Source organism: Pseudoduganella sp. RAF19, assembly GCF_052114165.1.
Lineage (GTDB): Bacteria > Pseudomonadota > Gammaproteobacteria > Burkholderiales > Burkholderiaceae_D > Rugamonas.
This window is the reverse complement of the sequence record NZ_JBFREF010000003.1, coordinates 69,616-95,064: the sequence shown is the minus strand read 5'-3', so window position 1 is coordinate 95,064 and position 25,449 is coordinate 69,616. Positions and strand designations below refer to the sequence as shown.

Genomic DNA, 25,449 nt, shown 5'->3' with positions numbered 1-25,449 from the left:
TCCTTTAATTTCAAAGACTTAGTGTTTTTACGAGTAGTCAAACTACAACGATTCGGGAGATTTGATGTCACAAAATGACCAGCAGGGATACGGGCCGTTACCGCGGCAAATTCCCTACATCATCACGAACGAGGCTTGCGAACGCTTCAGCTTTTACGGGATGCGCAACATCCTGACGCCTTTCCTGATCAGCACCCTGCTGCTGTTCATCCCTCTGGCCGACCGTACCAGCGAAGCAAAGCACGTCTTCCACACCTTCGTGATTGGTGTCTATTTCTTCCCGCTGCTGGGCGGCTGGCTGTCGGACCGCTTCTTCGGCAAATACAACACGGTCTTCTGGTTCAGCCTTATTTATTGCGCGGGCCATGCCTGCCTTGCGCTGTTCGAAAACAAGCTGGAAGGCTTCTATCTTGGCCTGTTCCTGATTGCCTTCGGCTCGGGTGGCATCAAGCCGCTGGTGGTGTCCTTCGTTGGCGACCAGTTCGACCAGACCAACAAGAAGCGTGCGAAGGTCGTGTTCGACGCCTTCTACTGGTCCATCAACCTCGGCTCCTTCTTCGCCTCGCTGCTGATGCCGATCTTCCTGCGCGATTACGGCGGCGCTGTGGCCTTCGGCATTCCCGGCATCCTGATGTTCATCGCGACCATGGTGTTCTGGATGGGCCGCGGCAAATACGTGCACGTGCCGCCGGCCGAGCCGAATCCGGATTCCTTCACGCGCGTGGCCAGGACCGCGCTGGCGAGCGCCGCGCCGGGCCAATCGCGCCCCGGCCTGACGGTGGCCATCATCGGCGTGCTGGGCGCCCTCGCCTCGCTGGCCATGACGCCTTCGTGGGGCTTCGTGATTGCAGCCTGCACGGCGCTGGTGCTGCTGCTGGCCTTTGGCGGCATGGGCACCTCGATGCAGCTGGAGCGTGCACGCGGCAAGCATTCCGACGAAGCGGTGAACGGCGTGCGCGCCGTGCTGCGCATCTTCATCGTGTTCGCGCTGGTGACGCCGTTCTGGTCCCTGTTCGACCAGAAGGCTTCGACCTGGATCGTGCAGGCCAACGATATGGTGCACCCGACCTACGAAATCCTCGGCTACAGCTTCAGCTTTGTGCCGGCGCAGATGCAGGCGCTGAATCCGCTGCTGGTGATGCTGCTGATCCCCTTCAATAACATCGCCCTTTTCCCCATCCTGCGCGCGCTGGGCATCGAGCCGACCGCGCTGCGCCGCATGGGCGCGGGCATCTTCTTCTCGGCACTGGCGTGGATCGTGATCGGCACCATCCAGGTCATCATGGATGGCGGCACCCCGATGTCGATGGCCTGGCAGATCCTTCCTTATCTTCTGCTGACCATGGGCGAGGTGCTGGTGTCGGCAACGGGCCTCGAATTCGCCTATTCGCAGGCGCCGGCGTCGATGAAGGGCACCATCATGTCGCTGTGGTACCTGGCGGTCACGGTGGGCAATCTGTGGGTGCTGATCCTGAATTCCAGCGTGAAGAACGACACCGTATCGGCCTACATTTCTAGTACGGGTTTCTCGGTGATGGCCTTCCAGATGTACTTCTTCGCCGGCGTCGCCGCGCTGGCCGCCGCCGTCTTCGCCTGGTACGCCATGCGCTACCGGATGGTCGACAACTACCGCGTCGACGCCGCACCGAACGCCTGCTACGGCAGCGAGCCGGTGGCAAAAAAAGCCTGAGAAGGTGCGATCAACAGCCCGCTTCGGCGGGCTTTTTTTTGGCTGAAAGACATCTGTGTTTCCCTTACGACAAATCCTTACAATTTGATACAATCTGCACTATTCGATACACACCAATCCTTGAGTTCGTACTCCCGGGCAATTAGCCTAAGCTCATGCAACATGATCCTCACCACGAGCTTCAATTCGCCCTGCTCAGCAAGCTGCCGTTCAAAGAACTGAAAGCGTTCCGCGAAGACGCAGGCTGGCAGGAAGCCCCTCCGCCGCCCAAAAATGCCCGAGGCAAGGTCCAATGGGCCGTCGCCTGCATTGGCACACGCCGCGTGGCCATCGCGCGGCTGGAAGAAGCGCCGCCGGAATTCTGCTTCGTATCCGAACTGATCGTCAGCGGCAAGCACCGCAGTCATGGCGTCGGCAGCTGGCTGCTGCAATGCATCGAGCAGCACTGCCTGAAACAAGGCATCCGCCGCATCATTCTCCAGCCAGCAGAAGGCACGCGCGACTTCTACCATTCGCGGCATTTCACGGACGATCCACTCGTGCCGACCTGTATGAAGAAGGAAATCTCTCCCTTAGCTCGGCGGCGCTTCATTCCGTAGTATTGCTACATCCAATCGGGTACCATTGCAGGAGCAAGCGCCCCATACTTCGGCGCAGCTGTAATGGAACTACGGAGACTTTGATGGCAAGCACTCGTGATGAGCATCGGCGCGCAGCCCGGATTTCGTTCACTTTAATCGCGCTGGCGGCGTCTGCAGCCGTGCATGCGGCGCCTGCCGCCCCGCCTTCGCTGGCAAGCTGCGAAGGTTCATATCAGCAAGCGCTGGGGCAGACAAACACGTTTGATGCGCGCGGCGTATGGCTGGATGGGCATCGCATTGCGTGGCCGGGCGTGGCGGCCGAGGGGCAGTTCAAGCTGTATTATTCGGCGACGGCGGGCATCGCCGCAACAGTGGGCGGGAAAGTCAGCGGTGCGGATGGGTCAGTGGCGCTGTCGGTCAGCGCAGAGCCGCTTCCAGCCCGGTTCAAATATCTTGGCGCTGGCGTTGCGCTTTCGACGAGTGAATTACCCGCCCTGCAAAAGCAGATCGTGCTGGTGCAGGAAAATACCGACGGTACGGTGCGCGACGCGACTGCGCTGCAAATCGCCGGTGCGCTGGACGAGCTTTACGCCGACGCCGAGCGTGTCAGCGATCTTGGCGCGACCGCCGCGAAAGGCGGCACGAGCTTCAAACTGTGGGCGCCGACCGCGCAGCAGGTGGCCGTCTGCACTTACGATAACGGCAGCAGCAAGGCCAGGGCGATCACCCCGATGAAGATGGATGCGCGCACCGGCACCTGGTCTGCTACCGCGCGCGGCGGCCAATACTACAAGTACGTGGTAGACGTGGTCGCAGGCCGCGCGGGATTGGTGCGCAATCTCGTTACCGATCCATATTCCGTCAGCCTGAACACTGATTCGCAGCGCAGCTACATCGCCGATCTGGCCGATCCGCGCCTCGCGCCCGGCGGCTGGAAGCAGGACACTTCGCCGCCAACGGTGAAAGCGCTGCCGGACATGTCGATCTACGAGCTGCACGTGCGCGACTTCTCGATCAACGATCGCAGTGTGAGTCTTCAGAATCGCGGCAAGTACACCGCCTTCCACGAAACCGGATCGAACGGCATGAAGCATCTGACTGCCCTCGCCCGCGCTGGCATGACGGATGTGCATCTACTGCCGGTCTACGATATCGGCAGCGTGCCGGAGAAAGGCTGCGCCGTGCCGCGTCCATCGGGTGCGCCGGATAGTGATCAGCAGCAGGCTGCGGTTACGGCCACGCACCTGACCGACTGCTACAACTGGGGTTATGACCCCTATCACTACAGCGCGCCGGAAGGCAGCTACAGCACCGATCCGGAAGACGGTGCGCGCCGTATTATCGAGTTCCGCGAGATGGTGATGGCGTTGCACAAGGCAGGCCTGCGCGTGGGCATGGACGTGGTGTACAACCATACCTATCGCGGCGGCCAGGATGAGCGCTCCGTGCTGGACCGCATCGTGCCAGGCTACTATCACCGCCTTGATCTGAAGGGCGAGATCGAACACTCCACCTGCTGCTTCAATACCGCCACCGAGAATCGCATGATGGCGAAGCTGATGATTGATTCGGCCGAGTTGTGGACGAAGTTTTATCACATCGATTCCTTCCGCTTCGATCTGATGGGGCACCAGCCGCGTGCCGCAATGGAGGCCTTGCAGGCGCGCGTCGACAAGGCGGCCGGCCGACACATTCCTTTGATTGGCGAGGGTTGGAATTTCGGCGAAGTCGCGGACGGCGCGCGCTTTGTGCAGGCGTCGCAACTGTCACTGAACGGCAGCGGCATAGGCACGTTCAGCGATCGTGGACGCGATGCTGTGCGCGGTGGCGGTGCGGGAGATTCGGGACAGCAGATGATTTCGCAACAAGGCTATATCAATGGCCTGTCTTACGATCCGAATGCTGGCGCAGGCTTGCGCCCTATCGCAGATTTGCTGCAGGCGGCCGACATGATTCGCGTGGGCCTGGCTGGCACGTTGCGCGATTATCCGATGCAGACTTATACCGGCGAGACGCATGCGCTGAAGGACATTGCCTATGGCGGCAATCAGCCGGCGGGCTATGCGAGCCAGCCGGGCGAGGCGGTCAACTATGTAGAGAATCACGATAATCAGACGCTCTACGATATCAACGTGTTCAAGCTGCCGCTGGCCACCAGCACCGAGGATCGTGCGCGCGTGCAGATGCTGGCTGCGGCGATCAATGCGTTCAGCCAGGGCGTGGCTTATTACCACGCGGGCTTTGATATTCTGCGTTCGAAGTCCCTGGACCGGAACAGCTTTGAATCGGGCGACTGGTTCAATCGGCTGGACTGGACCTATCGCGATAATAACTTCGGCGTGGGCCTGCCGCCGGCTGCGGACAATGGCAAGGACTACGCGCTGATCAAGCCGCTGCTGGGCAATCCGGCCCTGAAGCCATCGCCTGCCGATATCGCCTTTTCTCGCGACGTGTTCCGCGATCTGCTGCGCATCCGCGCCAGCAGCACGCTGCTCCGCCTGCGCACTACGGATGATGTGAAGCAGCGCCTGCGCTTTTTCAATGTTGGTCCTTCGCAGGTGCCGACCGTTGTTGCAGCGACCATTGATGGCGCAGGCTACGACGGCGCGGGCTTCCGCTCGCTTACCTATCTGATCAATGTCGACAAGGTGGCGCGCACGGTGAATGGCGAAGCGGGCAAGGCGTATCGCCTGCATCCCGTCCAGGCCAACGGCGCCGACAAGCGCGCCCGCGAAGCCGCCTACGCCGCAGCCACCGGGCGCTTCACCATCCCCGCCCGCACCGCCGTCGTGTTCGTCGAATAAGCCACAAGCCACGCCTCTTCCGCGGCCGCGGCGCCGCCAGCGGCGCCATGCCGCCGGACGGTAGCGTTCTCGCACCAGGGCGCCCCGCCGCCGTGGCGGCTGGCCACGGCGGCGGGGGCGCGCCGGATTGCGTTAGCGGTCGGCAGCCAGCAGGATTGTGCTGGCCTGGCCGCTGGTGTGGACGGTGCCGCCTTTGACCACATAGCGGGTGCCGGAGTAGTAATCACGCACCTTTGCGCCGTCGGCGAAGACGCCGCGGACGGTGATGTCAGCGGCGGCGCCTGTCGGTACATCGAGCGCGACGACGACCTTGTCCGCGCCAAGCGTGCGCTTGAAGGTGTACGGCGCATCCGCCAGTTTCTCGTGCACGCCGGCTCCGATGGATGGATGCGCCTGACGGAACAGACCCAGCTTGCTCCAGTGCGCGCGCACATCCGCCACGCGATAGCCGTCACGCTGAACGTTCTGCGCCAGATCATCCCAGTTCATGAACGAGCGCAGCTTCGCGTCGCCAACGGCATCCGCAGCATCGAGGCGGCGTGCGGTTTCGTCGCCGTAGTAAATCTGCGCAGCACCCGGCGCCAGCAGCAGTTTGGTAGCCGTTTCAAACGGCTTCACGCGCGCGGCATCAAAAGGATTGCCGTCGTCGTGAGAGTCCATGTAGTTCAGCACCGAGTAGCCCTTCAGCGGGCCATGCAGCTGTGCCGAGTATTTGCTGAACACCGACTCATAGGATTGCTTCGCATCCCATGGCAGGCCGAAGTTGATCAGGCTATCGAACCCATTCTGATAGAAATTGACCGTCGCACCACCGCCCATGTCGAACTGCTGGCCATGGGCGATGTTGTAGTTGTAGACCTCTGCCGTCATGAAGAACTTGCCATCGCCAAGCACCTTCTTGGGATTGGCGCGCTTCCACTCATCGTGGGCAGCTTCGGCGACTTTGCGCAGCTCCTTCCACACACCGGGCTCGGTGTGCTTGACCGTATCGCCGCGGAAGCCGTCAATGCCGTATTTACGCACCCAATCCGCATGCCACTTCATGAGGTAGTAGCGCGGCGCACACGGATAGCCGGTGCGCGCGAAGAAATCATCCAGTTCTTTCAACTCACGTTCGTAACGCCCCTCCGCCTTCCACTTCGCGATCAGGATTTCAGGCAGCACAACGGACTCATTGCTGTCAGTGCGCACGTCCGGCAAATTCTTCACCAGGGTGCAGCTGACCGTGGTCGGCACATCCTTGTACTGGCACTGCGGCTCGGTGCGCACCCAGTCGGCAGGCCAGACCGGATCTTCATCGGTGACGGGGCCAGTATGATTCATCACCACGTCCAGCAGAACGCGAATGCCGCGTGCATGGGCCGCCTCAACGAAATCGCGGAAATCCTGCTCCGTGCCGAGGTTGGCGTCTACCGCCGTCCAGTCGCGCGCCCAGTAACCGTGGAAGCCATAAGACTTGCCGGTGCCTTCATCCGTGCCGGCGTGGATTTGCTCCACCGGAGGCGTGGTCCAGATCACGTCCACGCCCAGGTCATCGAAATAGCCGGACTTGATTTTTGCCGTCAGGCCTTTCAGATCGCCGCCCATGAAACCGCGCAGTGGCGCCGCATCGGCCTTGCGGTGATATGAAAGGTCATTGGATTTGTCGCCGTTCGCAAAGCGGTCGGTAACAAGGAAATAAACGGTCGCATTCTCCCACATGAATGGCTTCGGTTTCGCAGGCGCCGCGGCGTGCGCGCTGGTAGCCAGCAGAACGGACAATGCAAGAGATGTGAGTTTCATGCGACCTTTCCTTTTATCGTTGATTATGTGATGACGGACGGATTGGTCCGCCCGGTGTGCATGACGATGCTCGCCATGCTGTCAGCCAGCGCAATCAGGCTTGCCAGTGCCTGCTGCGTCGGAATATGTTGTTGCGAGACGTCCGCTTCGTAGCGCTCCAGGTAGACGCGCAAGGTCGCGCCTTCCGTGCCGGTGCCCGACAGGCGGTACACGATGCGTGAACCATCCGTCATCATGATGCGCACGCCCTGCTGGCTCGCATGCGAACCGTCGACCGGATCGGTGTATTCGAAATCGTCCGCCGCAGCGATGGTGTAGTGGTTCATCGTGTTGCCCGGCAGGTTGGGCAGCTTGATGCGCAGGTCCTGCATCAGCAGCTTGGCGGCGTCGGCATCGATACCTTCGTAGTCGTGGCGCGAGTAGTAGTGGCGGCCGAAACGCGCCCAGTGCGCCGTCACGATTTCTTCCACCGACTTACCGGTTGCCGCCTGCAGATTAAGCCAGAACAGCACCGCCCACACGCCGTCCTTTTCGCGGATATGGTCGGAGCCAGTACCGTAACTCTCTTCGCCGCAGAGCGTTGCGCGGCCCGCGTCCAGCAGCGTGCCGAAATACTTCCAGCCAGTTGGCGTTTCATAGCATTGAATGCCCAGCGCTTCGGCCACACGATCGGCAGCCCGCGATGTCGGCATGGAACGGGCGATGCCCTTCAGGCCAGCGGCATAGCCTGGCGCCACGCGCGCATGCTCGGCAAGAACAGCCAGACTGTCGGATGGCGTCACGTCGAATTCGCGGCCGAGGATCATATTGCGGTCCGCGTCGCCATCGGATGCGGCGCCGAAATCGGGCGCATGGTCCGCCGCCATCAGCGCTACCAGTTCGGATGCGTTGACCGGATTCGGATCGGGATGGTGTCCACCGAAGTCCTCCAGCGGCACGGCATTGATCACCGTACCGTGAGGTGCGCCCAGCATATCTTCGAGAATCGTCTTTGCGTACGGGCCGGAGACGGCGTGCATGCCATCGAAGCGCATGGTGAAGCCGCCCGCGAACAGCTTGCGGATCGCCTCGAAGTCGAACAGGCGGGACATCAGTTCAGCATAGTCGGCAACGGGATCGATGATTTCCACCGCCATGTCTTCAATGTGCTCGGTGCCCAGCGAGTCGATGTAGATATCGAGCGCGTCGCTGATGCGGTAGCGCGAGATCGACTGGCTGCGTTCGTAGATTGCCTCGGTCAGCTGTTCCGGCGCAGGTCCGCCGTTGCTGCTGTTGTACTTCACGCCGAAGTCGCCGTCCGGACCGCCGGGGTTGTGGCTGGCGGAGAGGATGATGCCGCCGAACGCGCCGTGTTTACGAATGACGCAGCTGGTCGCCGGGGTGGACAGGATGCCGCCTTGCCCCAGCAGCACGCGCGCGAAGCCATTGGCTGCCGCCATCTTCAGGATGATCTGGATGGCGTCGCGATTATGAAAGCGGCCGTCGCCACCCAGCACCAGGGTTTTGCCGCTGGTGTCGCCGAGCGTGTCGAACACGCTCTGAATGAAATTTTCGAGATAGGACGGCTGCTGGAAAACCGTTACTTTCTTCCGCAGCCCGGAAGTCCCCGGACGCTGCCCGGGGATCGGAGTCGTTGCTACTGTCTGGATGGCCATCGTTCGCTCCTACTGGTTTCTTCGAACCACAGTTTGCCGCGAATGGCGGAGGTAGGGCGCACGCACGGCGGATCGATGATCCGCCCTACAGGGCCGCCGCGATGCCTCGTAGGGCGGGTCATTGACCCGCCGCCCAGCAGACGCATCAAGCCGCGGGCTTGGCCGAATCCTTCACAAACATCGTCAGCACGCCTGCCAGCACCATGCAGGCGCCGCCCAGCGCCAGCGTGTTGACGGTGTGGCCGCCCAGGAAATGCCTGGTCACGAAGCCCAATACCAAACCGCTCAGGATTTGCGGAATCACGATGAAATAATTGAATACGCCCATGAAGTAACCCATGCGCTTGGCAGGCAGCGCGCCGGCCAGAATCGCATATGGCATGGTCAGGATGCTGGCCCAGGCAATGCCCACGCCGACCATCGGCACCATCAGCATATTCTTATCGTGAATCATGAACATGCTGATCAGGCTTACACCGCCAATCACCAGGCAGCTCATATGAACGAATTTGCGGCTGGTGGCGCGCGCAAACACCGGCAGAATGAAGGCCGCCAGTGCGGAGAAGCCACTGTACACCGCGAACATGATGCCGACCCAGTTACCCGCGGACTGGAAAGCGCTGGACTGCGCATCAGTAGTGCCGAATACATTGTCCGCTACCGCAGGCGTGGTGTAGATCCACATCGCGAACAGCGCGATCCAGGTGAAGAACTGCACAAAGGCCAGCTGCACCATGGTCGCAGGCATGTGCACAAAGCCGCCGAAGACTTCCTTCAGCGAGTGCGCGAAGCCGCGCTTCACTGCGCGCTCCATGCGGAATTGCTCGATATCTTCCGGCGGCAGTTCGTCGGCGGTCAGCACGGTCCAAAGCACGGCCAGGAAGAAGGCAGCACCACCGGCGTAGAAGGAGTAACGCACCGAGTCAGGAATGCCGCCGTTGACGGCTTCGTTGCTCACGTGGAGAAAGTCGGTGAAGATGGTGGGCAGCAGCGATGCGATCACCGCGCCGCAGCCGATGAAGAAGGTCTGCATCGCGTAGCCGGCCGTCTGCTGCGACTCATCGAGCTTGTCACCGACGAAGGCGCGGAACGGTTCCATCGACACGTTGATGGATGCGTCCATCATCCACAGCACGGCCACGGCCATCCAGATGCCGGCGGAATTCGGCATCAGGATCAGCGCCAGCGTCGCGAGCAATGCACCAATAAAGAAGAAGGGACGGCGGCGGCCCCACTTCGGGTGCCAGGTGTTGTCGCTCAGGTAGCCGATGATGGGCTGCACCAGCAAGCCGGTGACCGGCGCGGCGAGCCAGAACAGCGGCAGGTCATCGGGGGAAGCGCCGAGGGTCGCGAAGATGCGGCTGGTGTTGGTGTTCTGCAGTGCGAAGCCGAACTGAATACCGAAAAAGCCGAAGCTCATGTTCCAGAGCTGCCAGAATGTCAGCCTGGGTTTCTTGATTGCGACTTGCATCAGCCTGTCCCCGATTGTTTTGAGTAAATTTGTAGCAAAATAACATGGCGATTTCGGGCTGTCAATTGAGAATTAGCCCTGAAATCGCCCTATTTGTAGTCAGATTACAAAATTACTGACAGTTTCGACTGCATCTGGCTACGTGCCGGAATGACCACTTCCAGCTTGCCCTCTTTCCACTTGAAGGACACCGCTTTGCCGTCCAGCGTCACGCTGCGTGGACGCGCCACGACGTTGTGCGCGGTAAGCGTGTAGCCGCGCTGCTGCGCCTGGGCCGCTTTGCCTACTTCGGTAGCGATGCCAATTTCGAAGCCCTTGGCGTCAGCCGTGCCGCTGAAGCGCACCAGCTCATATTTGCCCTGCTCGAAAGCGTTGGCGGTGGCGCCGTCATCGTCATACAGCTTGCCGGACGACTGCGCCGCGCCGGCGTCGTAGTAATAATGCAGGTCGATGTGCCTGGTGCTGTAGTCGCGCGTGGTCTGCACCACCGGCGCCAGCGGGATGAAGGCGCCGGCGCGCACGAAGGCCGGTATATGTTCCGCCACCGGCTTCACGGTTTCGGTGATGCCGCCGCGGTGGCGCTCGTCGCTGTAGAAATCGAACCACACGCTGCCCTTGTTCGGGAAGTAGACTTCCTTGCGGGTGGCGCCCGGCTCGGTCACCGGCGAGACGAGGAAATCGTGACCCCAGAAGTAAGTGGAAGACAGGCCCGCACCTTCCGCATCCTCAAACAGGATAGGACGCATCAGCGGAATGCCGGTCTGGCTGTTGTCGAAAGCAGCGGTGTAGTTATATGGCAGCATGGCGTAGCGCAGGCGGATTGCGTCACGCGCCAGCGCTTTGGTGCGCGGCTCGCGGAACACCGCTTCGGAAGGCACCTCTTCCTGCGCATGGGGACGGAACACCGGCTGGAATACGCCGTACTGTAGCCAGCGCACGTACAGTTCATCGTCCAGCACCGGATTGGCGAAGCCGCCCAGGTCGGAGTGCATATAGGCCATGCCCTGCATGCCCATCTGCAGCGCGATCTCCAATTGCGATTGCAGGCCACCCCAGCTGCGCGATACGTCGCCCGACCAAGGAATCATGCCGAAGCGCTGCGAGCCCGAATAGCCGGCACGCATCAGGATGAATGGGCGCTCCTGCGGGAACTCTTTGGCATAGCCTTCCGAAATCAAACGCGCCCAGTCGTGGCCGTAGATATTGTGGACCTGGTCGGCGGAACCGGTGGCGTGCTGCAGCGCGCTCGGATGCACCTCAGGTTCACCCAGATCGCCCCACCAGCCGGCGACGCCGTCGGCCTTCAGCTGCTTGTAGATATTCCAGAACCACTGGCGCCCTTCCGGTTTGTACAGGTCGATCAGGCCGGTGTGACCAAAGTAGAAGTCGTAGGTGTAAGGCGCGCCGTCACGCGTGGTGGCGAGCGCCTTGGCATCCACCGCCTGCTGCCAGCGGCTGGAGGTGGTCAGCACGAAGGGCTCGGTGATCACGACCGTCTTCACGCCTTTCTTCGCCAGGTCGGCCGTCATGCTGCGCGGCGTGGGGAAACTGTCCTTGTCCCAGGCCAGATTACCCATCGTGCCCTGCACCGTTTTGCCGAACCAGTACAGGTCCAGCACCACCGCGTCGACGGGGATTTTCTCTTCGATGAACTTGTCGATCACGGCGCGGGTTTCCGCTTCCGTGTGATAGCCGAAGCGGCTGGCGAAATTGCCGAAGGCCCAGCGCGGCGGCAAGGGCTGGTGGCCGGTCAGGCTGGTATAGCTGGCCAGGATGTCATCCCATTTGTCGCCCGCCACCACCTGGTAGGTCTTGCGGCCACCGATGGTTTCGTAGGCCAGCGTGCCGTTCTTTTTGCTGTCGAAGTCCAGGTAGCCGATCTGCGGGTTGTCGAAGTGGATGGCGTACTTCTTCGATGACAGCGCCAGCGGCATGGTGAAGTTCAGCAGCGTGGAGCGGTTGGCGTAGCCGTAGTCCGCCTTGTTATACAGCTGGAAGCGGTTGCCGCGGCGATTCATGCCGACCGCGCGGGCACCAGCGCCGTACAAGGCCTCATCATCGTCCAGCGCGAACTCGATGGTCTCGTTGCCGGCGCCATGGACGTAGCCGCGCTTCTCGGCCACCAGCGGCTTGCCCTTGTAGACATAGCTTATGCGGAAAGGCTGCTTCTCCACGTGCACGGTAATACCGGGCGTCGCGAAGTCCAGCGCCGCGCCACGATCGCTCAGTGTCGATGCAAGCGCCGAGGTGGCCGCCGGCGCGAGCACCACTGCGTGCGAGGACGCATCGAAGCGCTCGCCGTTCGGAATAAAGGTCGTCTCGACGATCGTCGCCGAGTAAGGCTTGATCAGGTATTTGCCGTCGCTAACGGTGATTTCAAGCGTGTTCTGATTCTGCGCAGCGGACACAAAATGGCGATCCGCATTCTGCGCCAACGCGGCCTGGGAGGCCAATGCCAGAAGGGTAAAGGTGAAATGTTTCATGGGCGTCAATGTTATATTAGCGTGCAGTTTCACACATGAGGAGATTGAATTGTTCAAAACTATGACCAAAAAACCGCTGGTGCTGGCTACTGCGCTCGCCTTGAGCGCTGGCCTGGCACACGCAGCTGAAGCCCCCAAGAAGGGCAAGGCGACGGCGGCCGATGCGCATAAATTCATCGCAGCGACCGAAGAAAAATTCGACAAACTGGGCGACGATGCCAACCGCGCTGACTGGGTTGCGGCCAACTTTATTACCGACGACACGGAAGCGCTGTCCGCCTACTTCGGCGAACTGGGTCTGGATGCAGCGGGCAAGGCTGCGCTGGAAGCACGCCGTTTCAATAGCCTGAAGCTGTCGGAAGACGATGCGCGCAAACTGAAGCTGCTGCAGCTCACGCTGATGCTGTCCGATCCAAAAGAGCGCGCCGCTTACGCTGCGAAGAAGGCTTCGCTGCAAGGCGCTTACGGTAAAGCCAAATACTGCCCGACCGACGGCCGTCCTTGCATGCCGCTGGGCGAGCTGGAAAAAGTGCTGGCCAACAGCCGCGATCCGAAGCAGCTGCTGGATGCATGGAACGGCTGGCACATGCAGTCGCCTGCTTACAAGAAGATGTACACCGAATACGTCGACCTGTCCAACAAGGGCGCGCGCGAAATGGGCTATGCCGACACCGGCGCCCTGTGGCGTTCGCAGTACGACATGACCCCGGAGCAGTTCTCGGCAGAGATGGAACGCCTGTGGCAGCAAGTGAAGCCGCTGTACGACTCGCTGCATGAATACGCGCGCTACAAGCTGCGCGAAACCTACGGTCCCGACGTGGTGCCGCTGACCGGCCCGATTCCGGCTCACTTGTTCGGCAATATGTGGACCCAGACCTGGGACAATATCTATCCAGTGCTGATGCCCGCAACAGGCGCCAGCAAGTTCGACCTGAGCAATGTGCTGGAAGGCCGCAAGACCACGGCCAAAGAGATGGTGCAGTACGGCGAGCGCTTCTACACCTCGCTCGGTCTGCAGAAGCTGCCGGACACCTTCTGGACCCGTTCCCTGCTGGTGAAACCGCAGGACCGTGAAGTGGTGTGTCACGCCTCCGCATGGCAGCTGGATGGCAAGGATGATGTGCGCATCAAGATGTGCATCCGTCCGACCGCCGAAGAGTTCACCACCATTCACCACGAACTGGGCCACATCTACTACGACCTGGCGTACAAGAACCAGTCCAACCTGTTCCGCAACGGCGCCAACGACGGCTTCCACGAAGCGATCGGCGACACCATTGCGCTGTCGATCACGCCTGACTATCTGAAGAAGGTCGGCCTGATGGACCAGGAACCGGATGCCAATGCCGATATGGGCGAGCTGCTGAAGCGCGCGCTGGCCAAGGTGGCCTTCCTGCCGTTCGGCTACTCGGTGGACAAATGGCGCTGGGATGTCTACTCCGGCAAGACCAAGCCGGCCGACTACGACAAACACTGGTGGGAACTGCGCGAGCAGTACATGGGGGTGAAGCGTCCGCTGCCACTGCAGGCTGACGGTTTCGATGCAGGCGCCAAGTACCACGTCGCTGCCGACGTGCCTTACGCGCGCTACTTCCTGGCTGACCTGCTGCAGTTCCAGTTCCATCGCGCGCTGTGCCGCGAGGCTGGCTACACGGGTCCTCTGCATAAGTGCTCCATCTACGGCAGCGAAAAGGCAGGCAAGAAACTGCAAGCCATGCTGACCATGGGCACCAGCAAGCCATGGCCGGAAGAACTGAAAGCCATCAGCGGTGAAGACAAGATCGACGGCAATGCGCTGATCGAATACTTCGCTCCGCTGAAGACCTGGCTGGACGAGCAAAACAAACAGCTGGCCGCCAAGGCCAAATAAAACCAACGGCATAAAACGGGTGGCTGCCACGACGTGGCAGCCACCTGCTTCACGCTGTAGGTTCAAAAAAAATCGGGGGCAGCGGCCCCCGATTTTCTTTTGTCCTGACAGATCAGAACTTGTAGTTCGCGCCGAACAGCACGGTGCGGCCATACTTCTGGTATTCCAGCTGCTGGTTCTTGTTGCCGTTGTAGGTTTCGTACGCTTCGTTGGTCAGGTTGTTCACCTGCAGCAGCAGGCCGATACCTTTCATCGGACCGCTTTCGAAGGTGTAGCCCAGCTGTGCATCGATCACGCGCTCGCCGACAACATAGCGCAGGGTACGTTCTGCGGCGAAGTTGCTGATCTCACCCACGAAGTCCGAACGCTGACGCTGGCTCACGCGAGCTTCGAAACCGTTCTTCTCGTAGTACACGGTGATGTTGCTGACGTTCTTCGACAGACCTGGCAGCGTGATGTTGGAACCGATATTGCTGCTTGGGTCCTGGATCGCGATGCTGCTCTTGTTGTACGAGTAGCTGCCGCTCACGCCGAAGCCGTCCAGCACTGGGGTCAGCATATTCAGCGGCAGGGAAGCCGTGAATTCCAGACCTTTCAGCTGGCCACCGTTGCCGTTGTATGGCGCGGAGTAGTTACCGATCGGGGTGATGGCATTGGTACCAGGGATCTGCGCCGAGAAGTCGTGCTGCATCGTCTGGGTGTAGATGTAGGTATCCAGGTGCTTGTAGAAGCCAGCCAGTGCCACATATGCCTTCTTGCCGAAGTACTTCTCATACGAGATGTCGAAGGCCTTGGCGCGCCATGGGTCCAGCTGCGCGTTGCCGCCGCTGCCGCTTGGCTTGAAGTCGTTGGTGCCGACGTTGAAGTCCAGTGCGGAACGCAGCTGGTCAACACGTGCACGGGCGATCTGTTTCGCAATCGCCAGACGCAGGGTCTGATCGTTCTCGAAGCCGAACGCCAGGTTCATGCTAGGCAGGAAGTCGTTGAAGCTCTTGCCATCGTGGATAGGCTTGACCTGGCTGCCCGGAGCGGCGGTGCCGTCCCAGTAGTTTGCTTCCGAGGACTGGTTGGTGTGCTGAACTTGCAGACCAACGTTACCACGCATGGTCACGGCGCCGAAGTCGTGCTCCAGATTAGCCTTGGCGTAGGTGGTGGTGATCTTCTCGTACACGTTCCACGCTTTGGCGATCAGGTAGCTCTGATCCGAGGTTGGAGCAAACACCATGTACTTGTTCACCACGGCAGGCACGTTCCACGCTGGGATCATGCCCAGGCCGGCGAAGCCCAGATCAACCTTCGAATATTCCAGGTCCGACGAGATGGTCGATGGATCTCCCTTCAGGTTGATATTGCCTTCAGGCTGGGTCTTCTTCTTCGAACGGTCGGAGTAGTGGATGCCGACGTCAAAGCTGGTGATCCAGTTTTCGATCGCGCCAGGCGCATCGATCTTGGCGGCCAGCTTGAAGCCATTCAGCTCGTCTTCCACGTGCGGCGTCTTGCCGTAGCCGGAACCGTAGATGGTGTTACGCACGTACAGGGTCGCCGGGTTGCTGTAATCGCGGCCCGGAGTCATGGTCGGGAAGCCGCCGCTGGTGAAGTGCAGGTTCACGGAATCCAGGAATGGATCACCGGCTGCGTTGCTGATCTGGGTATTGTTTTCCAGGCTCAGTTCATCCTTCTTGGCGGTCGAGTGGCTGATGTCGGTGATCAGGGTCACGCCGTTCAGACGCCATTCGTTGTTCCAGCCCACAGCGCGGATATCGTCGCGGCGCTTGTCGTACATGCCGCGGATCAGTGGGTACACGCCGGTCGCAGTGCCGCCACCCAGGGCGCCATTGTTCAGGGTCACGCCGGTAAAGTTCAGGCCTGGGGTGTAGCCGCCGTTGTAGCCGCCGATATGGGTTTCGAACTGGTTGGCGGTGTCTTCATGCTTGAACACGGACGCGTACACGTCGATCATGGACGTGAAGGTCTTGGTCGGACGGTACTGCAGTACGCCCATCACGCCATCGCGCTTATCGTAGCCGCTACGGCCCAGAGCTTTGATACCGTCGGTGATGTAGGTACCGGTTGGTACGCCTGGACGGTCTTCTTTTTTCCAAGGCTCATACACGCCGGTTTCATTGTCCAGCACTGGGGAATCCAGGTGAGCGAAGCCAATTGCCACGCCGACGGTGCGGTCCATGAACTGGTCGATGTAGCTCGCGCTGAAGCGGTTGCCCCAGGAGTTGGTGTTGGCGATGGTGCCCAGCGAGTTCTTCTCGCCGCGCACGTTCAGTGCCACGGTGCGCTTGCCGAAGTTCAGCGGACGCACGGTTTGCAGATCCAGCGTACCGGACAGACCCTGGCCGACCATGCCCGCATCAGGGGTCTTGTACACGGTCACGCCGCTCAGCAGCTCGGATGGATACTGGTCGAATTCAACGCTGCGGTTGTCGCCGGTCGAAACCTGTTCGCGGCCATTCAGCAGGGTGGTGGAGAAGTCCGGGGACAGACCGCGCACCGAGATCACTTGCGCACGGCCGGCAACGCGCTGAGCGGCCAGGCCTGGCAGGCGGGCGATGGATTCAGCGATCGAGGAGTCCGGCAGCTTGCCGATGTCTTCAGCGGAAACCGCTTCAACGATGGAGGTTGCGTCTTTCTTGACGGAGATCGCGTCCTCGATACCACGACGGATGCCGGACACGGTCACGGTCTGCATCTGCACGTCGGCAGCCTGGCCGGTGGTCGCGCTTTGCGCGTACGCGGAATTGGCCAGGATGGTCAGGAACACGGCGCAGCCAGCGGCGACCGGATTCAGTGGGAAAGCAGCGGTGGTGCGTCGCTTGCTTGCGAAGTTATTCATTAAATGTCCCCTCACACATTAAACACATTTCCCGCAACCACTTGCTCAGTCGGTTTAGCTTAACTACACGGGAATCCAAGGATGTCGAACGTTCTACTGGACGCTCTGGAGCGGATTCTGTACTAAAACTAGATTCAATGTCAATGAATGACTTTCATCACTACAATCTATTTCTGCCCTTCCCTATAGGCTAAACTATGCGCTCCGTTGTATTTCGGCTACAAGACCACGTCAAAATTCATGTAGTAGAACTACACCAGAAATAGGTGTATTGTCCCGTTCACAAGCTTATCCGGAGACCAAAGATGACCCGTTCCCGCGCCGCCCTGCTGCTCGCAGGCGCCCTGCTCTTCCCGCTCGCGCATGCCCAGGACTACCGCGTCCAGCATATGGAGCCGGCTTTCTGGTGGAGCGGCATGCACGACCCGCACCTGCAACTGATGGTGCATGGGCCGAAACTGGGCGATCTGGAACCGAGCGTGAATTACCCGGGCGTGCGTATCGCCTCCGTCGCGCACGTGGCGAATCACAATTACCTCTTTATCGATCTGCAGCTGGATGGCGCCGCGCCCGGCAAATTCGACATCGTCTTCTCGAAGAACGGCAAGCCTGCTGCGCGCTACACCTACGAGTTACGCGCCCGCGCTGCCGGCTCGGCCCAGCGCCAGGGCTTCAGTAATGAAGATGCTATTTATCAGGTGATGCCGGACCGTTTCGCCAATGGCGATCCATCCAACGACAGCGTGGCCTCGCTGGCCGACAAGCTTGACCGCAAGAATGGCTCCGGGCGACACGGCGGCGATTTGAAGGGCATGACCGACCATCTGGATTACATTGCGTCCATGGGTTACACCCAGATCTGGCCCACGCCACTGGTCGAGAACAACCAGCCGGCCTACTCCTATCACGGCTACGCGGCGACCGATCAATACAAGGTTGATGCGCGCTACGGCAGCAATGAGGACTACGTGCGCTTCGTGGCGAAGGCCCGCGAAAAAGGCATCGGCGTGATTCAGGACGTGGTGCTGAACCACATCGGCAGCGCGCACTGGTGGATGAAAGACATGCCGATGCAGGACTGGATCAGCTACGACGGCAAGTTCGTGCCGACGGCCCACCATCGCGTGGCGGTGCAGGACCCTTACGGCAGCAAGGAAGATCGCCGCAACTTTACGCAAGGCTGGTTCGGCTCGCACATGCCGGATATGAACCAGGCCAATCCTTTCGTCGCAAGGTATCTTATCCAGAACAATATCTGGTGGATCGAGTACGCGGGCCTGTCCGGCCTGCGCGTGGACACTTACGGCTATTCGGATTCGGCTTTCCTGACCGAATGGTCGCGCCGCATCCGCGAGGAATATCCGAACCTGACCATGGTCGGCGAGGAGTGGAGCATGCATATTCCTATCGTTGCGCACTGGCAGGAGGGCAAGCAGAACTTCGACGGCTATGTGTCGCACATGCCGAGCATGATGGACTTCCCGCTCAACGATACGCTGCGCAAGGCGCTGGCCGATACGGACGGCACGTATAGCCTGACTGACGTGTATGAGGCGCTGTCGCAGGATTATCTCTATCCGAACGCGTCGAAGCTGGTGCTGTTCGAAGGCAACCACGATATGGCGCGCACCTTCAGCGTGGTCAATGACGATCCGGCGCTGTGGCGCATGGCGATGGCCTTTACGCTGACGGTGCCGCGCATTCCGCAGCTTTATTACGGCACGGAGATTCTGATGCCTTCCACCGTGAAGGGGCGCGATGATCCGTCCTACCGCCGCGACATGCCGGGTGGCTGGGCTGGCGACACGATCAATGCCTTCACCGGCGAAGGCCTGACGCCGGCACAGCGCGAGTCGCAGGCGTGGCTGAAGAAGCTGCTCAACTGGCGCAAGACCGCCAGCGTTGTCCATCACGGGAAGATGATGCACTATGGGCCTGAAGAGAATACCTATGTCTACTTCCGTTACGACGGCACAAGCAAAGTGATGGTTGTCTTCAACAAGAATGCCAAAGACGTGCCGCTGGCCACTGCGCGCTTCCATGAAATGTTGTCCGGCGTGCACACCGGCACCGACGTCCTCACCGGTAAATCCTACGCGCTGGACGCAACAGCCATCACCCTGCCCGCACGCTCCGTGCTCGTGCTGGAGGTGAAGTGATGCCGCGCCGCCCCGACCCGCTGCCTCTTACCCAGCCCGCGCGCGCCCCAACGCCTGTGCGGCAGCTCGGCCTGGCGGCTGCGGGCGTCGCCTGCATTCCGCTGGCTGCTGCGCTGTTCGCCGCCGCCTGCGCGAGCGCCGCGCGCGCTGATACCGTCTCCGGCCCATTCTCGACGTCAGACGCTGCTGCGCCGCTGCGCAGCTATAAGCAGACGACCGTCGTCCCCTTGCGCGACGGCGCCCCGCAAACCGTCGAATACGCCGAGCTGGAAAACCTCCCGCGCGTGCGTAGCGGCAGCCTGCCTTTCGATGCATTGTTCGCGTTGGCGATCAGCGAAATGAAGCAGGACTCCGTCAGCGCCATCCAGGACGGGAGCTACAACGGCGGCGCGCCGATTCCCTGCGAGTGTTTTGAAACCGGCGAAAAATGGCATTACGTCTGGACGCGCGACCTTTCGTACGCCGCCAATCTCGGCCTGGCCATGCTGGACCCGCAGCGCGCCCGCAACTCGCTGATGTTCAAGCTGTCCGGCTACCGCGGCGCCAAGCCAGCAGCGGCGGCTGGCAGCGAAGACGGCCTGCAGATCGTGCAGGACACCGGAAGCGGCGGCAGCTGGCCGGTCAGCACCGACCGCGTGACCTGGGCCTTCGGCGCTGAAGAAACGCTGAAGTCCCTGTCTGCCGCGGACCGCGAAACCTTCGCGCCGATCGCGCTGAAGGCACTCAGCAACACCATCGAAAACGACCGCCTCGCCGCCTACGATGCCGCCACCGGCTTGTACAACGGCGAAGAATCCTTCCTCGACTGGCGTGAACAATCGTATGCCTCGTGGATCGTCAACGACATCGCCAGCCTTGCCACATCCAAAGCGCTGTCCACCAACGTCGCCCACTACAAAGCCATCACGCTGGCCGCCGAACTGGCGCGCCGTGCTGGCGATACCGTGCGCGCAGACCGCTACGACGGCTGGGCGCTTGATCTGAAACTCGCCATCAACGCTCGCCTGTGGCTGAAGGACGCCGGCATGTACGCCAGCCTGACCGCCGGCCACTTCGACGGCGCACCGCTGCACAAATTCGACTGGCTCGGGCAGTCGCTCGCCATCATCACCGGCATCGCCGACGCCGAACAGGCGCGCAGCATTCTTGCGCACTATCCGCACGGGCCAATGGGCGCGCCGGTGATCTGGCCACAGCAGCAGGATGTGCCGGTGTATCACAATCGCGCGATCTGGCCTTTCGTGACCGCCTACGGCCTGCGCGCTGCGGCGATGACGCGCAATGTTTCGGTAGCCGACGAGGCTTATGCAACGCTGATGCGCAGCGCGACGCTGAACCTGTCGAATATGGAGAATATGGAATGGATCACGGGCGACCCGATTCCGCCGGTCGTTAATTCGAAGCGTCAGCTGTGGTCCGTGGGCGCTTATGTGGGCATGGTCGTGCAGCAGGTCTTCGGTCTGACGTCAACGACTGAGCGCTTGTCGGTACGGCCATTTATCACGTCGCGCCTGCGCCGCGAGGCGCTGGCTGGCAGCGATATGATCGAGCTGACGGGACTCGTGCTGCACGGGAAGCGAATCAGCGTGAAGATCAAGCTGCCGCCGCCGGTGCAGATCGAAGGCTATTATGAGATTCAGCGCGGAACGGTGAACGGCGTTGAAATGCACGAGGCACCACGCTGGACGGAACTCGCCGACGACAACGTGATCGAACTGGAACTCGGCGCGCTGATGCCAGGCCGTCAGCAAATCACACGCGTGGACGTTCAATCCACAGACACAGGCCCGAAAGCCTTTGCGCCGCACGAGCCAACCGCCACGCTTGCCAGCGCGGCGGCGGGCGGAGCGACTCTGCGGATCGCGTCGGGGGCGGCGGACGAGCGCGTGACGTTTAACGTGTATCGCGATGGCATGCAGGTCGCGGCGGGCGTCAACGCCGGCTCGTGGATGGACCGGGCGCCAGGCGCGGCAGCCAGCGCACGTACGACGCGCGCTGCGCCGGTGGGAATGCCCGCATCGCGTGGCGCGGCTGCGGAGGCCATGCGCTCCGTGTGCTACTCAGTGGAGGCGGTGTTCCAGCAGTCCGGCAACCGCAGCCACCACAGCGCGCCGGTGTGCACAGGCGTCGGCGCAGTCGAAGCGTCCGCGGATGCGAAGACCATCAGCATCACAAGCAGCGGGCGCCACGCCATCCAGGTGCGCTACACAAACACCGCCAACAAGATCAATCTCGGCATCAGCAACGGCGTGAAGTGGCTGCGTCTGCGCAATGCGGACGGCAAGGTCGCCGCAGAAGGCGTCGTGCAAATGCCGCATGCGCTGGCCGCCGCCTGGTCGACGCCAATCTACACCGACCTGAAACCCGCCAGCTACAGCTTCGAGCTGGACGACTTCACCAACATGAGCTACCTGCAATCGAACAGCACCTTTGCTGATGCAGGCGGCAGCAGCGGACCGTCGAACAACGCCACAGTGGAAGCCATCCGCATCCAAGCCACAGCCCCAGCGCCCGGGGCCGTGCGTCACGGCACGCTGCAAATCATCGAGCACTTCAAATCGCCGCAGCTCGGCAACGAGCGCAATCTGCGCATTTATCTGCCACCGTCCTACGCGGACAATCCGCGCAAGCGCTATCCCGTGCTCTACATGCACGACGGCCAGAATCTGTTCGACCCGAAGACCACCTCTTACGGCACGGAGTGGAACATCGACGAAGTTACCGACCGCATGGTCGCGCAAGGCGATATGCAGGAAGTGATCGTGGTCGGCATCGACAACACGCAAGATCGCATTGGCGAATACACGCCCTGCTGCGATCCGAAGTACGGCGGCGGCAAGCTGGATACATATGCGAAGTTCGTCGCAACCACCGTCAAGCCGTATATCGATAGCCATTACCGCACGCTGAAGGACCGCAAGCACACGGCCGTCATGGGCTCATCGCTGGGCGGGCTCGCCTCTGTGTATATCGCTCAGCATTATCCACAGACGTTTTCGATGGCGGGCGGCGTTTCGAGTTCCTTCTGGTGGAACAAGTCGGCCATGGTGAAGCATCCGCCGAAGCATTTGCCGGTGAAGTTCTATATTGATGCGGGAACGGCGATGGATGGCATGGACGAAACGGCGGCCTTCCGCAAGGCCATGCTCAAGCAAGGCTATCAGCAGGGACGGGATTTCTACTTCTATACCGACGAAGGCGGCATCCACAACGAGCAGTCGTGGGCCAGCCGGGTGCATGTGCCACTCGGCTGGTTCTTCGGGCGCTGAGATGCTGGCAGCGGCGGATCGATGATCCGCCCTACGAGCCGGTGGGATCGAAGATCCGCTCCGCGCATACGGCGGCCGCCCGCGCTGGCTGAATTTATGCGCGGATTGCGCGCAGGCGCGGCACGCCGAGGGCCGCGCGCTTGGCGTCCGGCTGGTCGCGCAGTTTGAAGATGGAGACTGATTCTGCCAGGTTGGCCGCCTGCTGCTGCAACTGATCGGCAGCAGCGGCGGCTTCTTCCACCAGCGCGGCGTTCTGCTGCGTCACGCTGTCCATCTGGTTGATGGCCGTGCTGATTTGCTCAATGCCGTTCTGCTGCTCGTTGCTGGCGACGGCGATTTCCGCGATGATGGCCGTCACGCGTTCGACGCTGGCTACCACTTCTTCCATCGTTACGCCCGCCTGTCCAACCAGCTTGCTGCCCGCCTCAACACGTTCAACGGAATCGCCAATCAACTCCTTGATCTCTTTGGCGGCGGCGGCCGAGCGATGCGCCAGATTGCGCACTTCGCCTGCAACCACGGCAAATCCGCGTCCCTGCTCGCCCGCGCGCGCCGCTTCAACGGCCGCATTCAGCGCCAGAATATTGGTCTGGAACGCGATGCCATCGATCACGCCGATGATGTCCACAATGCGGCGAGAGGACTCGTTGATCGCGCCCATGGTCTTCACCACTTCCGACACCGTGGCGCCGCCCTTCACTGCCACCTCCGAAGCTGCGGAGGCCAGGGTGCGCGCCTGGTGCGCGTTCTCATTGTTCTGCCGCACGGTGCTGGTCAGCTCCACCATCGAAGACGCCGTCTCTTCCAGCGAACTGGCCTGCTCCTCCGTGCGCGCCGACAGGTCCAGATTGCCGGACGCGATTTCAGTAGACGCATGCGCAATCGTCTCCGTGCCCGAACGCACGCGGCCCACGATATTGGAGAGGTTGTTGTTCATGAGCTTGAGCGCATCAAGCAGCTCGCCCACTTCGTCCTTGCTCTTGACTTCGACGTCGGCGCGCAAATCGCCTGCCGCCACGGTCTTCGCTATATCGATTGCCTGCGTCAGCGGCCGGGTAATGCCCAGCACCATCCACCACACAATCGCGCCGCCCAGCAGCACGGTAATAACGATCATAATCCCCAGCGACATGGCGGCGCTGCGGTGCGCCTTGGCGCTGTCCTCCGCCACGGCAGCAGCCGACACGCGCGCCTGCTCATCGATGTAGGTGACGATGTCGTCGATCTTCTTGGTCGGCGCACGGTCCATGCCCTTTACCAGGCCGTCCACGATCTTGTAGCTTTCGGGATTGGCGGTATCGAACTGCTTTAGCGCATTGAGATAATTCTTGCCCAGTTCATCGAGCATGCTGACCGCCTCGCCCACCAGCGGCGTGCGCAGCTTCAGGCGCTCCAGCTGGCCACTCAGCTTCTTCAATTCGCCGCTGGTCTTCTGGCCGCTCGCGACAAACGCCTTGCTGTAGTTTTCGAACTGCTTCGGATCGTGGCCGCGGATCAGGATGTTCTTCCACTCCTGTACCTGAATCTTGAACTCGACCTGCGCGCTGCGGGCCGTATCGACCGCTTCAGTGAGCGCCACGGAGCGCTGCAGTCCTTCGGTGTTCCGGGTTTGCATGAAACCCAAGGCGCTCCAGCCCTGGTAGCCGACGATGAGAACTGCCAGCAGGAAAAAGCCGCCCAGCAATGCAAGACGTACACCGATCTTCAAATCCGCCAGTTTCATGATTTCTCCCTTGCTTTGTTCTTGCAAGTTCATCATGCGCCCATCGGCGGCAGAAGCCAAGGACGAGCGGCATCAAATGTGGCGTGGCGGGAACTCCAGGCAGTAAAGATTCGTTCCCGTCGACTCATCCTTCAGGAACTTCAGCGCGACAAAGCTAAGGCCAAGCTTTTTCAGCAGCTGATTTGAAGCAACATTATGTGGGGCAACAATCCCCAGCAAGCGTTTCAGCCCCATTTTGTCGCGGGCAAAATCGACCACAGCCGCGGCCGCTTCATAGGCATAGCCGCGGCCCCAGTAGGCGGGCATGTAGGCATAGCCTATATCAGTATCGGGCAGGATGTCGCGCTTGATCAGGCCACACATGCCGACAGGGACGTCGTCCGATTTCTGCAGCACCAGCATCAGCGAGTAGCCCAGCGCGCGCTGCATCGCCATCGGTCCGGTAATGATGGCGTTGCGCGCGTCTTCCAGCGTGCGCACGCCTTTGTCGCCGATGTTCTCGATGAAGGAAGGCTCGTTGACCAGTTGCAGATAAAAGGGCGCGTCGTCCGCGGTCAGGGGACGCAGGTACAACCGTTCGGTTTCAATCATTGTTCAGGCCATTCGCTGGGATCGGCCAGGAAGCGGTACATCACGTACACATCGACAAAACCGAGCTGCTGGTGACGATAGGCGCGCGGCAGCGTGCCGATCACGGAAAAACCGAGCCGCTTCCACAGCAGCACGGCGGAGACATTGGTGCTCACTACATAATTGAACTGCATCGCCAGGAAGCCCGTATTGCGCGCCTGCTCCAGGCAGTGGCGTCCCAGCAGCTTGCCGATGCCCACGCCTTGCGCGGCGGGGCTGACCATGAAGGAGGCGTTGGCCACATGCGAGCCGCGGTCGCGCTGGTTGGGCAGCAGGCGATACATGCCGAGCAGGCGGTCCGTGTTGCGCAGCACCGCGACCCAGGTCTGCATCTCTTTGCCGAACCAGAATTCGCGGCAGTCATCAAGGCTGGTGTCCGCTGCGAAGTAATAGGTATCGCCGCTCGCGATCAACTCCTGGAAGATATTCCACATGGAGTCAAAATCGGCTTCGGTCGCCGGACGGATATCGATGTCTTTCAAGGCAG

The 25,449-nt window shown here is 61.0% G+C and carries 14 protein-coding genes; 6 read left to right on the top strand and 8 right to left on the bottom strand.

Annotated features, from left to right (window positions below; translation table 11 throughout):
- Positions 1-64: 64 nt before the first annotated feature.
- The 3 genes from AB4Z19_RS08285 to AB4Z19_RS08275 all read left to right on the top strand — a co-directional run bounded on the left by AB4Z19_RS08285 (position 65) and on the right by AB4Z19_RS08275 (position 5,075).
- Positions 65-1,690 (top strand): POT-type proton-dependent oligopeptide transporter, encoded by a 1,626-nt coding sequence (locus AB4Z19_RS08285; RefSeq protein ID WP_442034971.1) that lies wholly within the window; start codon positions 65-67, stop codon positions 1,688-1,690.
- 155 nt (positions 1,691-1,845) lie between these two features.
- Entirely contained in the window at positions 1,846-2,289 is a 444-nt protein-coding gene (locus AB4Z19_RS08280; protein WP_442022782.1) for a GNAT family N-acetyltransferase, read from the top strand.
- A gap of 83 nt (positions 2,290-2,372) precedes the next feature.
- Positions 2,373-5,075, top strand: coding sequence for an alpha-1,6-glucosidase domain-containing protein (locus tag AB4Z19_RS08275; protein ID WP_442034970.1), 2,703 nt, complete (start codon positions 2,373-2,375; stop codon positions 5,073-5,075).
- A gap of 132 nt (positions 5,076-5,207) precedes the next feature.
- Here the strand turns inward: AB4Z19_RS08275 and AB4Z19_RS08270 are convergent, their stop codons facing one another.
- From AB4Z19_RS08270 to AB4Z19_RS08255, 4 genes are all read right to left on the bottom strand, one after another.
- On the bottom strand, positions 5,208-6,857 hold the full coding sequence (locus AB4Z19_RS08270) for an alpha-amylase family glycosyl hydrolase (RefSeq protein ID WP_442034969.1): 1,650 nt from the start codon (positions 6,855-6,857) through the stop codon (positions 5,208-5,210).
- Between the two features lie 23 nt (positions 6,858-6,880).
- The gene (locus AB4Z19_RS08265) at positions 6,881-8,512 is read right to left on the bottom strand and encodes an alpha-D-glucose phosphate-specific phosphoglucomutase (protein ID WP_442034968.1); all 1,632 of its coding nucleotides are present in this window, start codon (positions 8,510-8,512) and stop codon (positions 6,881-6,883) included.
- Between the two features lie 145 nt (positions 8,513-8,657).
- On the bottom strand, positions 8,658-9,983 hold the full coding sequence (locus tag AB4Z19_RS08260) for an MFS transporter (RefSeq protein ID WP_442034967.1): 1,326 nt from the start codon (positions 9,981-9,983) through the stop codon (positions 8,658-8,660).
- A 104-nt stretch (positions 9,984-10,087) separates the two neighbouring features.
- Complete coding sequence (locus AB4Z19_RS08255) at positions 10,088-12,466, bottom strand: TIM-barrel domain-containing protein (protein WP_442026801.1); 2,379 nt, start codon at positions 12,464-12,466, stop codon at positions 10,088-10,090.
- Positions 12,467-12,515: 49 nt separating this feature from the next.
- Between AB4Z19_RS08255 and AB4Z19_RS08250 the strand changes: the two genes are divergently transcribed.
- Positions 12,516-14,336 carry a M2 family metallopeptidase gene (locus tag AB4Z19_RS08250; protein WP_442034965.1) on the top strand — a complete coding sequence of 607 codons (1,821 nt, stop codon included), beginning with the start codon at positions 12,516-12,518 and terminating at the stop codon, positions 14,334-14,336.
- Positions 14,337-14,448: 112 nt separating this feature from the next.
- Here the strand turns inward: AB4Z19_RS08250 and AB4Z19_RS08245 are convergent, their stop codons facing one another.
- Positions 14,449-17,181 carry a TonB-dependent receptor gene (locus AB4Z19_RS08245; protein ID WP_442034964.1) on the bottom strand — a complete coding sequence of 911 codons (2,733 nt, stop codon included), beginning with the start codon at positions 17,179-17,181 and terminating at the stop codon, positions 14,449-14,451.
- Positions 17,182-17,486: 305 nt separating this feature from the next.
- Between AB4Z19_RS08245 and AB4Z19_RS08240 the strand changes: the two genes are divergently transcribed.
- Both AB4Z19_RS08240 and AB4Z19_RS08235 read left to right on the top strand, forming a co-directional pair.
- Positions 17,487-19,340: a glycoside hydrolase family 13 protein gene (locus AB4Z19_RS08240; RefSeq protein WP_442034963.1), complete on the top strand. Its 1,854-nt coding sequence runs from the start codon at positions 17,487-17,489 to the stop codon at positions 19,338-19,340.
- Positions 19,340-22,609 (top strand): alpha/beta hydrolase-fold protein, encoded by a 3,270-nt coding sequence (locus AB4Z19_RS08235; RefSeq protein ID WP_442034962.1) that lies wholly within the window; start codon positions 19,340-19,342, stop codon positions 22,607-22,609. The genes AB4Z19_RS08240 and AB4Z19_RS08235 overlap by 1 nt, the downstream gene beginning before the upstream one ends.
- A gap of 94 nt (positions 22,610-22,703) precedes the next feature.
- On the opposite strand, the gene AB4Z19_RS08230 is transcribed toward AB4Z19_RS08235, so the two are convergent.
- The 3 genes from AB4Z19_RS08230 to AB4Z19_RS08220 form a co-directional block, all read right to left on the bottom strand.
- On the bottom strand, positions 22,704-24,332 hold the full coding sequence (locus AB4Z19_RS08230) for a methyl-accepting chemotaxis protein (protein WP_442025698.1): 1,629 nt from the start codon (positions 24,330-24,332) through the stop codon (positions 22,704-22,706).
- 72 nt (positions 24,333-24,404) lie between these two features.
- A complete protein-coding gene (locus AB4Z19_RS08225; RefSeq protein WP_442025697.1) occupies positions 24,405-24,923 on the bottom strand; it encodes a GNAT family N-acetyltransferase in 519 nt (172 codons plus the stop codon).
- Positions 24,920-25,444 (bottom strand): GNAT family N-acetyltransferase, encoded by a 525-nt coding sequence (locus tag AB4Z19_RS08220; protein WP_442025696.1) that lies wholly within the window; start codon positions 25,442-25,444, stop codon positions 24,920-24,922. Before AB4Z19_RS08220 ends, AB4Z19_RS08225 begins: the two co-directional genes overlap by 4 nt.
- Positions 25,445-25,449 lie beyond the last annotated feature (5 nt).